Raw genomic sequence first — 11,915 nt, 5'->3', positions numbered from 1 at the left:
AGGAAATAACGCTTTTGATGCACTTATTACGAGAGTTTGAAGGTTTTTATTTAAAATACTAGTGTTTAATAAATAAAATTACGTGCATTTTTGAGTATTAATATAGCAAAATTAGTGCCAGTTTTATACTAAAATTAGTATTAATAATTGATTTTGACGAATTATTAACGATAGTAATTATACGATATTTGAACAATAATTGAAGTGTAAAAAGAGATAGAAACTTAAACATTAAGTTAAATTGAAAAGATATGCGGAATCACTAAAAAAGACCTGATAATGAATTATCAGGTCTTTGTGGAGACGCAGGGACTCGAACCCTGGTCCGAACTTGGCAATTGTCGAACCTTCTACATGCTTAGCTGCTATTTATTTTCGAGCAATAGTAGGTTAGCATCAGACCTTAATATCACCTTAGAAACCTATATACTAATTATGAATAAGTTCCCCACTCATAATCGCCTTTGCGGGGCGACACCCCGAACTCCCCAGCAGCAAAGGTTAGCCAAGGCGGGATGTGGCTAATGTTTAATTCACTCCGGAATTAAGCAGCCATGGCATACGAAGTATTGCCAGTTGTTGTTTGGAAGAATTTTTAACAGGAGGTTCTACCAACTCCCGACATGCTTATACTCGCAACCACTCACGCCGTCAAAACCGGTCGTCCCCAGTTGTTAATTATAAATGCAAAATTAGTTCTTTTAGTTCATAATCGAATACGTTATAAAATTTCTTTTTCAAATTAAATCAGAAAATGATTTTAACTTAACAATTAAAATTTCATTGACAACCCGATTCTTTTACGTGGAATATCAACTTCCATGACTTTAACTTGTACTTTTTGGTGAACCTTCACCACCTCATTTGGGTCTTTAATAAATCGATTGGCCATTTGTGAAACGTGAACCAAACCATCTTGATGAACTCCCACATCAACAAAACAACCAAAAGCAGTAATATTTGTGACAATGCCAGGAAGTACCATTCCTTCTCTCAAATCTTCAATTTTATGAACATCAGCGGCAAATTCGAACGCTTCTAAAGCTTCTCGGGGGTCACGCCCTGGTTTTTGTAGTTCTGATAAAATATCATTCAATGTCGGTAAACCAACTTTTTCAGTAATGTAGTTTTTTAGAATAATTCTTGACTTAATTTGCTCATTACCAATAAGTTCGGCAACTTTTACACCCAAATCCTTAGCCATTTTTTGTACAATCGGATACGTTTCTGGATGAACAGCCGAATTATCTAACGGATTCTCTGCTCCATGAATTCTCAAAAATCCAGCACTTTGTTCGTAAGCTTTCGCTCCTAAACGGGGTACTTTTTTCAATTCATCACGAGATTTGAAAGCTCCATTTTTTGCTCGATAATCGACAATATTTTGTGCCAATGAAGGTCCTAAACCCGAAACATAGCTGAGTAAATGCTTACTTGCAGTATTTAATTCAACACCAACTAAGTTTACACAACTTTCAACAACTGAATCAAGGCTATCTTTTAGCATTTTCTGCTCAACGTCATGCTGATATTGTCCAACGCCAATTGATTTTGCATCAATTTTTACTAATTCGGCCAATGGGTCCATCAATCTCCGACCAATTGAAATTGCTCCTCTAACGGTTACGTCTTTATTTGGAAACTCCTCACGGGCTATAGGTGAGGCTGAATAAATCGACGCACCTTGCTCGGAAACGACATAAATTCCAGCCAATTTTAATGAAGATTTATTGACCAAATCTTTTACTAAACTTTCTGTTTCTCGACTTGCAGTGCCATTCCCAATGGCCACAGCATCAATTTTATAGTCTAAAATTAACTTTTTTAGAATTGCTTCAGCTTCTATTTTTTTATCAAGTGGATAAACAACAGTATCGTAAAGCAAATCGCCTTGTTCGTTTAAACATACAATTTTACAGCCTGTTCGGAAGCCAGGGTCAATGCCCATCACTCTTTTTTGTCCAAGTGGTGAAGCTAATAAAAGTTGACGTAGATTACTTGCAAAAATCTTAATTGCCTCACTATCAGCTTTTTGTTTTGATATATTTGAAAATTCGGTTTCTATACTTGGTTTCAAAAGCCTATCATAAGAATCGCTAATGGCCAATTCGACTTGCTCTTTTGCTTCTGGTAAACCACGTAAATAAATGCGGTCTAGGGCATCTGTTCCTCGTTCGGTCTCAATCGAAATGTCAACTGATAAAAAACCTTCTTCTTCTCCACGTCGAAGTGCTAACAGCCGATGCGATGGTATTCTCGAAAGTGGCTCAGAAAACTCAAAATAATCTTGATATTTTGCTCCTTCTTCTTTTTTGCCTTTTTTTACCTTAGATGTTACAATAGCCTCTCTATCAAAAAGTTTTCTAACAGCATTTCTAGCTTGAATATCTTCATTAATCCATTCAGCCATAATATCTCTTGCACCTTGAAGGGCTTCAGCAATTGTTTCAACTTTATCAGTCAAATACTTCTCGGCAATAGTTTCAATATTACGGTCTTTTTGAGCAAAAATAACTTGTGCCAAAGGCTCAAGTCCTTTTTCAATGGCAATAGAAGCTTTTGTTTTTCGCTTTTGTTTATATGGCAAATACAAATCTTCTAATTCATTGATATACAGGGCATTATTGAGTTTTAAAAGCAACTCAGGTGTCATTTTTCCTTGTTCTTCAATCGACTTTATAATTGCTTCTCGTCGTTTATCAGCCTCAATAAATTTATTATAAAGGTCTTTCGTATTGGCAATTTGTACTTCATCCATGCTTCCAGTCATTTCTTTTCGATAGCGAGAAATAAATGGTACAGTTGCACCTTCTTCGAGTAAAGTAATAGTGTTTTGAATACTTTTTTCAGAAACTCCAACACTTTGAGCAATTAATTGTATTTGTTTTGTGGTCATTTTTCCAACCTTTGTTATAAAATTTGAATCTAGTAAAATAGATGAATGAAATAAATGTTTTTTACGAATCTAAAAATAGGTCACAATTATTTTTTCACAAAAATCCGATTAAAATATGAAAATGCAACTGATGTTCACAATGATTCTTTCCACAATATTTCTAACAAATTGTGCAAAAGATAATGATGCTCCAAATGCTGAGGTAAGTATGAATGATTATGTAGTCAATTATGGAACAAGCTTCGGAATGTGTGTAGGGCCTTGTCGAAAGGAAATGGAGTTTTCTAATAATGAATTAATTTTTACGGTTTATTATACCGAAGGAAGAGGAGCAATAGGTGGTGTTCCCCAAATTTACAAAGAACCTCTTACCAATACTTTAGTTTCAAACATTACTCAAAACATTAATTTTGACACATTTAAGAAATTAGACGAAGTGATTGGCTGCCCTGATTGTGCTGATGGTGGCAAAGAATGGGTTGAAATAATTAAAGGAGATGTGAAGCATAAAGTTACTTTTGAAAATGGCAACTCTCCGAAAGAAATTGAAAATTTAGTTAAGATTTTACGAGAAAAAAGAGTTTACTTTGAAGAAAAATACATCAAGTAAATGTACGATATTATAGTTGTAGGTGGTGGTGCAGCTGGTTTTTTTGCAGCTATTAATACAGCTGAAAAAAAAACAGGTTTACGAATTGCAATTTTAGAGCGAGGACGAGATGTTTTACAGAAAGTAAAAGTTTCAGGTGGAGGAAGATGCAACGTTACCCATGCTTGTTTTGAACCATCAAAATTGGTAAAGTATTATCCAAGAGGTGAAAATGAATTATTAGAGCCATTTAAAAGATTTAATCCAACGCATACAGTTGAGTGGTTTGAGTCGAGAGGTGTGAAAATAAAGAAAGAAGCAGATGGAAGAATGTTTCCTGTGAGTGATTCTTCACAATCTATTATTGATTGCCTTTTGGAAGCTGCCCAAAGAAACAATATTGAGGTGATAACCAATGCAAGAGTGGAGCATTTTGAATATCTAAAAACGAATACCTCAAATTGGAAATTAAGGGTTTCGGGCGATAGATTATTGCAGAGCCAAAAATTGATGATTGCAACTGGAAGTGATAATGCCATTTGGAATTTACTCGAAAAATTAAAAATCAACATTATTCAGCCTGTTCCATCGCTTTTTACTTTCAATATTAAAGATGAAAGACTGTCTGATTTAATGGGTTTATCGGTTCCAAATGCCATTATTAAGATTCAAAAAACTAATTTTGAAAGTAATGGGTCAACATTAATTACACATTGGGGCTTGTCTGGGCCTGGGATTTTAAAATTGTCTTCTTGGGCAGCAAGAGACTTAAATGCAGCTAATTATAAGTTTGGTATTCAGGTAAATTGGCTTGGAAATAAAGATATAGAATTTGTTAAAGCTTTTCTGCATAATCAAATTAATGCCCAATCTAAGAAAAATGTTATGGCAAATGCAGAATTAGGATTGCCCATTAGGTTATGGAAAAGTTTGTGTAAAGCTGCTCAGATTGGCGAATTTCAAAAATGGGCGGAAACAGGAAAAAAACATATTCAGCGATTAACAGAACAATTGACGGCATCGACATTTGAAGTAAATGGGAAAAGTACCTTCAAAGAAGAATTTGTAACTGCGGGTGGTGTTGATTTATCTGAAATTGACTTTGAATCGTACAGTTTGAAAAAATATCCAAACTTATTTTTGGCTGGTGAAGTACTAAATATTGATGCAATAACTGGAGGATTTAACTTTCAAGCCGCTTGGACTGGCGGTTGGATTGCTGCTCAAAATTTATGATTTCTTTTTTCTACCTGCTTGTAATATTTCAGAAAAAATTGATTTATCGTTAATATCGTCCAAAATAATGGCTTCTTGCAAAATTTCATTGAAAGAAGCCTCTTTTTCTCTAAAATCTTCTAAATTTTTAAACGTAATTCCGTGAATATACATTCTTTTTTTACTTTCTAGTAAACCTTGCTCGTTAGACAGTTGGAAACCTCGGTGAAAACCAATCTCAACTCCTTTGTTTTTCTTAATTATTACAAAATAGCATAATTCATTTTTAATGCCAAACATAGCGGTATTAAACAAAAACCGTTCTTTCATTTTTGGGTGAGCATTCAAAATAGTTTCTCTGATTTGCCAGAGTAAAGAGCTAATTTCTGGTTCTTGACTTTCAATAAAATCATCAATTGAAATATATTTCATCATAAAAAAAATGATTATGCTATCTTTTCTTTCTTTAATGCTCCGAAAAACATTCCCATCATACTCGCTAACAAACCCCAAATCATGGAAGGAATTTCGGTTTCGTAAAATTCAAAAAAAGTCCAAACCGCTGTGCCAAGGGTCATTGACAAGATTGCCCCAAGACCATTGGCTTTTTTCCAATAAAGTCCGGCTACTAAAGGTACAAAAAGAGCGACCAAACTCAAAGCTGAAGATTCTCCAACTAATTCATAAATTTCAGATTTATTCAATGAAAGAATTACGCTAATCAAGGTAATTCCAACAACCGAATATCGCATGATTTTTAGAAGTTTTTCATCAGAAATTTTATCTCCATACAATGGTTTTATCAAATTTTCTCCTAAAACTGTTGCTGGAGCTAATATTGCACCACTACAAGTACTTAAAATTGCTGATAATAAAGCTCCAAAAAAAACAATTTGCATTCCGATTGAAGTGTGTTTTAAAACTAAAATTGGTATGAGCATTTGAGTATCAGCAGTTTTTAAATCATGGTAGAGCGTTGTTCCACAAAGAGCGATAATTAATGGCATTGAAGCAATTGTAAAATACATTAAAGCTGACCAATAAGCACTTTTTACAGCCACATTTTCATTTTTTGCAGAAAGTGTTCGCTGAAAAACATCTTGTTGAGGAATCGAACCCCACCCAATTGTTATCCAAGCTCCAAAATATGCTATCCATTTGGTTATAGAATTTTCTTTGGGTGTGAACCTAAAAAAATCTTTTGGCGTGTTTGCAACTACTTTTTCTAAACTACCCACCTCATTAATTAAAGTAAACATCAGGAAAATCATTCCAATAATTATAATAGCAGTTTGAATCGTATCTGTGATTGCGACCGACCACATTCCGCCAACATAAGTATAGAATAAAACGACAGAAGCACAAATAATTATTCCCCAAAAGAAAGGAATATTGGCAATTGCCTGCAAAACTATGGCCAATGCTACTAGCTGGGCTGCAATCCAACTAAAATAGGACGGAATCATAAAAATTGCAGAAATCCATTCTACTTTTTTGTTATATCTAATGCTAAAATAATCACTAAAAGTAAGAATATTTAATCTGTAAAGTGGACGAGCGAAAAATAATCCAATCAATAACAAACATAAAGCTGCTCCAAATGGGTCTTCAATCACACCTAAAATTCCTTTTTCAACAAACTCAGAAGAAGCCCCCATAACAGTTTCAGAGCCAAACCACGTTGCAAAAAGTCCAGATGCAACTACATAAGTTGGCATTCGACGACCTGCGATTGCAAAGTCGCTGGATGTTTTTACGAATCTAGAAGCGTACCACCCAATAAGTATTGTAAGTATTAAATATAAAACAATGAAAGCTATTAACATCTTCTAAATTGATTTTTGTAAGTTTAATTGGAGTTTCATGCAAAAATTACAAAAAAATACGAATTGATCGTTACTTTGTTTTTAATTATCAGTCATTATTGATAATTTTCACCCCTGAATAATATATATATAATTTTTGCTAGCTGTGACCCATCTGATTGAACGTTTTACCGAACTATTGAGAAAAGGCAAATATAACTCACAAACAATAGCCGCTTATAGAAATGCTATTTTTGTTTTTTATAATCATTTTAGAGATTTGCCCCAAAGTAAGATTACCGAAGAATTAATTTCTGCCTATCTAGTAGAACTAGGAGAAAAAAAAGGAGGTAGCCTTGAAGCATCTTTACAAGCTGGAAAGGCCATCAAATTATTTTACGAAATAATCTTTAATCGTAAGTTAGGGATTAAAGCCAATGGAGAGTCAAAAGGAGAGGGGCTTCCTGAAATTTTGACTGAAAAAGAAGTTGTTAAAATTATTGAAGTGTTAGATAATTTAAAACATAAAGCTTTGATGTCTATTATTTATGCAGCTGGATTGAAATTAAGTGACGTTTTAAATATGAAAGTAAACGACCTTGATTTTGAGAAAAGGCAAATAAATATTTCTCCGTCGAAGTCTGAAAAAGGTAGAATTTTGATGCTTCCTAAAAATTTGATTCCGATTATGCAGGCTTATTTGGATAAATATAAACCTCAGGAACTGCTCTTTGGTGGTGAAAATGGCAAAACGTATAGCCCTAGAAGTGTACAATTGGTTTTTCAACAAGCGATACTAAAAGCCAAAATTCAAAAAGATGCTTCAGTGCATACCTTACGGCATAGTTATGCTGTACATTGCTTGGAAAGAGGAATGGATATTCATTTGTTACAAGAAATTTTAGGACATCGTTATTTACAAACAACGGCTATTTATAACCAAATCGCTCAGGTTGAGCTTGTGAATATTAGAAGTCCATTTGAAGATTTAGAAGTATAGTATAATTTGCATTGAAGCGATGAAATGTAAACATCTCATCGCTTCGCTATTTTAATCTTCCATTGAAGCTTCTTTCAGTACAATTGTCTTCTTTTTCATAGAATTTAATTCTAAATCGCTCAATTCCTTACGATTTCGGGCAATGTCTATGGCCATATAGATAGCATTTAGCATTGATGACTCGTCTGCGATGTTTTTTCCTGCAATATCGTATGCTGTACCATGGTCAGGCGAAGTCCGAACTTTTGGAAGTCCGGCAGTAAAGTTCACGCCATTTTCAAAGGCAATCATTTTGAATGGCATCAAACCTTGGTCATGATACATTGCCAAAACTGCATCGTAATTTTTCCAAGCGGCAGTTCCAAAGAAACCATCGGCTGGAAATGGACCAAAAACTAAATTGCCTTTCTTTTTATATTCAACTAAAGCAGGCTGAATGATTTCGAGTTCTTCATTGCCCAATAATCCATTTTCACCTGCATGAGGATTTAAACCTAAGATAGCAATTTTAGGTTTTTGAATGTTAAAGTCTCGAATCAGTGATGACTTTATTTGGTCTAATTTTTTGATAATTAATTCTTTACTAATTTTTGTTTTGACTTGTTCTAAAGGCAAATGACCAGTTGCAACTCCAATTTTCAAATCATCACTTACCATAAACATCAATTCTTGATTTACGCCAAAAGCATCCGCCAAAAACTCTGTATGCCCTGGAAACTTAAAACTATCATTTTGAATATTATGCTTATTAATTGGTGCTGTAACTAAAGCATCAATTTTACCTGCTTTTAAATCATCAACGGCTCTTTTCAAGGATTCAAAAGCTAACTTCCCAGCTTCAGGAGTAATATTTCCAGGTTGAACTTCCAAATGTTGGTCGTTCATGCAATTTATTACATTTACTTGTTTATGGTTAAGTTGTTCAACTCGTTGAATCGTGAAAAATTGCCAGTCTTTAATATCAAGCAATTGTCGATAACGATTAATTACTTTTGCCGAACCATAAATAACAGGTGTACAAATTTTATTAAGTCGGTTTCCACCAACTGCTTTTAGGATAACTTCTGGGCCAATACCGTTGAAGTCACCAATACTAATTCCAATAATTGGTTTATGAATTTCGCTCACTTTGTTATCAATATTTATACAAAATTAAATTAAATCGTAAAATTTGTGCGTTTTTAACGGTTTACCTTTATTTATCAATGTTAGAATTCAATGATTAAATTAAACTATTTTATGAAAATTCATAAATAGATAATTATCTAAAAGAACTACCGTAATTTTGCTGCAAGTTACTGACAATCGAACTATAAAAAAAATCCTGTGAATACAATCAATCCAATGAAGAAAGGTTTGGTACTTATTGCCGACGAAATGCACTTGAGTTTAATTCCGATGCTTGACGAAATCGGTTATTTGACTGATTATCAGCCAAGTATTTCAAGAAATGAAATGATTGATAAATTGGGGAACTACGTTGGACTCATTCTCAGAAGTAAGACTTTTGTTGATAAAGAACTTTTGACAAAAGCAATTAATTTGAAATTTATTGGTAGGGCAGGAGCTGGACTTGATTTAATAGATATTGATTACGTAAATTCAAAAGGAATTACTTTGTTTGCAGCAAATGAAGGGAATAGAGTTGCTGTGGCTGAACACGTAATCGGTATGCTTTTATGTTTGATGAATAATATTTTGATTGCTGATAAAGAAGTAAGAAAAGGCGTTTGGCTTAGAGAAAAAAATCGTGGTTATGAGCTAATGGGAAAAACCGTTGGTATTATTGGATATGGAAATAATGGAGCTGAAACTGCCAAAAGACTGAAAGCTTTTGGTTGTAAAGTTTTGGCTTATGATAAATACCTTTCTGATTTTTCAGATGAGGTTGTTGAAGAAAGTTCTTTAGAACGAATTTTTGATGAAGCCGAGATACTAAGTTTGCATACTCCACTCACATCTATCACAAACAAAATGGTGGATAAAGTTTTTTTTTCAAGCTTTAAAAACGATATTTTTTTCATTAATGCTTCTCGTGGAGAAATTGTAGTTTTAGCTGATTTATGCGATGCAATCGAAACTGGAAAAGTTCGTGGAGCTTGCTTAGACGTTCTAGAAAATGAAAAACTTCAGAAATTATCCGATTCACAAGTGAATAGCTTAAAAAAACTCAGTTCCTCCGACCGAGTAATTTTTACACCACATATTGCTGGCTGGACATACGAATCGTATATAAAAATAAATGAGGTTTTGGTTGAAAAAATTGCAGGATTATCTTGATTAAATTAAATGGAGGTAGAAAAACAATTCTGCCTCCATTTGATTTAATTTTTGTTTATTTTATCTATTTACCCTCTTCCTCTTCCTCTTCCTCTTCCTCTTCCTCTTCCTCTTCCTCTTCCTCTTCCTCTTCCTCTTCCTCTTCCTCTTCCTCTTCCTCTTCACTATAAACAAAATTATAATTTTCGTCGATAGCATTTTCTTCACAAAGAGCTTCTAAATCTGCAATAAAATCATCAGGATTTTCGGTTAAGATTTCAAAATTATTGATGTACGTATACTCAATACCATCTTCTTCTTGTGCTTCATAGTCGAAATAGAAATCTTCTTCGTTTTCAACATATTCTAAGCATAACTCTTCTAATTTGGTAGCAAAATCTTCGGTATCTTCAGCCTCAACCCAAAAATCTGTTACGTAAATCATTCCATCAACTGCAAAATTTGACTCTTCATTTTCATCCCAAATGCCTTCGCTAAAATCTAAATTTTCAACTGACTTTATTATCCATGAATCGTGTCCGTTAAACTCTTTATTAATCACATAATCGTAAGGAATGTAGCAATATCCTCTATCGCCCCAATCACTTCCCCAAGAATTTCTGACAATGAATACTTTATCTGGGTCCGAATAACCTACGCAAAGCATTGCATGCCAACCATGTGTTTCACGGACATTATCAGATTGTTTTGGCATTGGTACTCGACCTTTGTTTTTGCAAGCACTATCAAAAGATTCAAAAGTGTTTAAGCAAAATGAAATTGGATAACCTTCAGCAAGGGTGTGTTTCCAAATTTCTAGGTCTGTTTCAATATATTCTGCATCAACAATTTTAAAATTTGAGCCATGGTCATAAGATGGTTGGTCAGGTTCATCAAGTATCATTGTCTCATCATTTGGCCAAAGTTCTTCAGAACAAGCTCCATATTGTTTTAACCCTTCAATTGCGTTGTACATGATAGAACCACAATCTTCATTTTGTGCATCTTCCAACCAACGTGCATTATAATAGATATATAATCTGCTCACATCTCCTGCTTCACCATTATTTCGTTTAGCTAAATATTCATACGCTCCTGCAAATGCATTAGCTACGCAACTATTGCCTACTTGCATTTCTACTTCGGTTAGGTGTTCTCTTAAATCTACTTTTGGAGGTAATTTATCGAATTTTCCTGCTTCTTTTTTCTTAACATCAGCAGGAATGGCTCCTGCACGATAGCCACCAATACGATTTGCCATGAGTGTAAATAGGTTATTTAAAATGAAGTTTAATTTTTTTTCAAAAATAAAAATTTCTTAAATAAGAAAGGCTTTTATTCGTAAAAAGATATTTTTAGTGATAATATAAAAAAATTATTAAACGGTATTGTTTTGTGTTTCCAATCAAATAAATTATTTTTTTATCGAAATAAAAGTCGATTTATGCAATAAAATATAAGTGGAAAATATTGGAAAAAATAGCTAATGAGTTGATTATAAATACTTTGGCATGATTATTTCAAAATGAATAGTTAAGGACTTAGCAGTCTTAATTTACCAAAATGACAATCGTATATTTAATGATATATTAACGAAGAATTTATTTCACTCAATAGCAAGTAATGCAAAAAAGGGCAGAGAATTTCTGCCCTTTTTTCTTTTTTAAAATTGAGATTATTTAAAAAGATTAATATAGAAGTCTTCTTTGGAACGCATTAATTTTTCATCTTCATCCGACTTATCAAAATAACCGCAAAGGTGTAAAACGCCATGAACCAAAACTCGTTTTAATTCATGTTCAAATGTGGTTTTAAAATCCAAAGAATTATCTTTTACTCGGTCTATACTAATAAAAATATCGCCTTCAATCAGAGCTTCATCTTCCGAATTATCAAAAGTTATAATGTCTGTTAGTGTATCGTGGTCAAGGTATTCTAGGTTTATTTTGTGTAAATATTCGTCAGTACAGAAAATATAATTTATTTCTGAAAGCTCAAAACCTTCTGATATGATAACACTTTTCAGCCAACGCTTTATTTTGATTGGATGATTTACTTTGAATTCAATCTCCTCGGAATGAAAGTTTATCATTTTATATCGAATTAAATTTATAAAAAAAGAAAGAGACTTTTCTAATGGAGAACAGTCTC

At 33.4% G+C, this 11,915-nt stretch carries 10 protein-coding genes and 1 other RNA gene; 4 read left to right on the top strand and 7 right to left on the bottom strand.

Annotated features, from left to right (window positions below; genetic code table 11):
* Positions 1–295: 295 nt before the first annotated feature.
* Positions 296–669, bottom strand: a transfer-messenger RNA (tmRNA) gene (gene ssrA, locus MJQ71_RS06905).
* A gap of 103 nt (positions 670–772) precedes the next feature.
* Positions 773–2,896 carry a Tex family protein gene (locus MJQ71_RS06900; RefSeq protein WP_238805770.1) on the bottom strand — a complete coding sequence of 708 codons (2,124 nt, stop codon included), beginning with the start codon at positions 2,894–2,896 and terminating at the stop codon, positions 773–775.
* A gap of 115 nt (positions 2,897–3,011) precedes the next feature.
* Between MJQ71_RS06900 and MJQ71_RS06895 the strand changes: the two genes are divergently transcribed.
* Together MJQ71_RS06895 and MJQ71_RS06890 are read left to right on the top strand one after the other, a co-directional pair.
* The gene (locus tag MJQ71_RS06895; protein WP_238805769.1) at positions 3,012–3,506 is read left to right on the top strand and encodes a hypothetical protein; all 495 of its coding nucleotides are present in this window, start codon (positions 3,012–3,014) and stop codon (positions 3,504–3,506) included.
* The gene (locus tag MJQ71_RS06890) at positions 3,507–4,721 is read left to right on the top strand and encodes a BaiN/RdsA family NAD(P)/FAD-dependent oxidoreductase (RefSeq protein ID WP_238805767.1); all 1,215 of its coding nucleotides are present in this window, start codon (positions 3,507–3,509) and stop codon (positions 4,719–4,721) included.
* On the opposite strand, the gene MJQ71_RS06885 is transcribed toward MJQ71_RS06890, so the two are convergent.
* Together MJQ71_RS06885 and MJQ71_RS06880 are read right to left on the bottom strand one after the other, a co-directional pair.
* Positions 4,716–5,135, bottom strand: a complete 420-nt coding sequence (locus MJQ71_RS06885) for a DUF1801 domain-containing protein (protein ID WP_238805765.1) — start codon at positions 5,133–5,135, stop codon at positions 4,716–4,718. The genes MJQ71_RS06890 and MJQ71_RS06885 overlap by 6 nt on opposite strands.
* Before the next feature lie 11 nt (positions 5,136–5,146).
* On the bottom strand, positions 5,147–6,526 hold the full coding sequence (locus MJQ71_RS06880) for a high affinity choline transporter 1 (RefSeq protein ID WP_238805763.1): 1,380 nt from the start codon (positions 6,524–6,526) through the stop codon (positions 5,147–5,149).
* A 145-nt stretch (positions 6,527–6,671) separates the two neighbouring features.
* On the opposite strand from MJQ71_RS06880, the gene MJQ71_RS06875 reads away from it, so the two are divergent.
* Positions 6,672–7,505, top strand: a complete 834-nt coding sequence (locus MJQ71_RS06875) for a tyrosine-type recombinase/integrase (RefSeq protein WP_238806413.1) — start codon at positions 6,672–6,674, stop codon at positions 7,503–7,505.
* Between the two features lie 51 nt (positions 7,506–7,556).
* Here the strand turns inward: MJQ71_RS06875 and pdxA are convergent, their stop codons facing one another.
* Positions 7,557–8,633 carry a 4-hydroxythreonine-4-phosphate dehydrogenase PdxA gene (pdxA, locus tag MJQ71_RS06870; RefSeq protein WP_238805761.1) on the bottom strand — a complete coding sequence of 359 codons (1,077 nt, stop codon included), beginning with the start codon at positions 8,631–8,633 and terminating at the stop codon, positions 7,557–7,559.
* 198 nt (positions 8,634–8,831) lie between these two features.
* Here pdxA and MJQ71_RS06865 point away from each other — a divergent pair, with 198 nt between their 5' ends.
* A complete protein-coding gene (locus tag MJQ71_RS06865; protein WP_310587518.1) occupies positions 8,832–9,785 on the top strand; it encodes an NAD(P)-dependent oxidoreductase in 954 nt (317 codons plus the stop codon).
* Between the two features lie 64 nt (positions 9,786–9,849).
* Here the strand turns inward: MJQ71_RS06865 and MJQ71_RS06860 are convergent, their stop codons facing one another.
* Both MJQ71_RS06860 and ybeY read right to left on the bottom strand, forming a co-directional pair.
* Complete coding sequence (locus MJQ71_RS06860; RefSeq protein ID WP_238805759.1) at positions 9,850–11,025, bottom strand: C1 family peptidase; 1,176 nt, start codon at positions 11,023–11,025, stop codon at positions 9,850–9,852.
* A 414-nt stretch (positions 11,026–11,439) separates the two neighbouring features.
* On the bottom strand, positions 11,440–11,856 hold the full coding sequence (gene ybeY / locus MJQ71_RS06855) for an rRNA maturation RNase YbeY (RefSeq protein WP_238805757.1): 417 nt from the start codon (positions 11,854–11,856) through the stop codon (positions 11,440–11,442).
* Positions 11,857–11,915 lie beyond the last annotated feature (59 nt).

The organism is Emticicia aquatica, from assembly GCF_923079645.1.
Lineage (GTDB): Bacteria > Bacteroidota > Bacteroidia > Cytophagales > Spirosomataceae > Emticicia > Emticicia aquatica.
This window is presented reverse-complemented; position numbering and strand designations above follow the sequence as displayed.

Excerpts from the sequence above, each read along its gene's own strand:
- MJQ71_RS06895 (WP_238805769.1), top strand. The coding sequence starts at position 3,012 with ATGAAAATGCAACTGATGTTCACAATGATTCTTTCCACAATATTTCTA.
- MJQ71_RS06890 (WP_238805767.1), top strand. The coding sequence starts at position 3,507 with ATGTACGATATTATAGTTGTAGGTGGTGGTGCAGCTGGTTTTTTTGCA.
- MJQ71_RS06860 (WP_238805759.1), bottom strand. The coding sequence starts at position 11,025 with ATGGCAAATCGTATTGGTGGCTATCGTGCAGGAGCCATTCCTGCTGAT.
- ybeY (WP_238805757.1), bottom strand. The coding sequence starts at position 11,856 with ATGATAAACTTTCATTCCGAGGAGATTGAATTCAAAGTAAATCATCCA.
- MJQ71_RS06880 (WP_238805763.1), bottom strand. The coding sequence starts at position 6,526 with ATGTTAATAGCTTTCATTGTTTTATATTTAATACTTACAATACTTATT.
- MJQ71_RS06900 (WP_238805770.1), bottom strand. The coding sequence starts at position 2,896 with ATGACCACAAAACAAATACAATTAATTGCTCAAAGTGTTGGAGTTTCT.
- MJQ71_RS06885 (WP_238805765.1), bottom strand. The coding sequence starts at position 5,135 with ATGATGAAATATATTTCAATTGATGATTTTATTGAAAGTCAAGAACCA.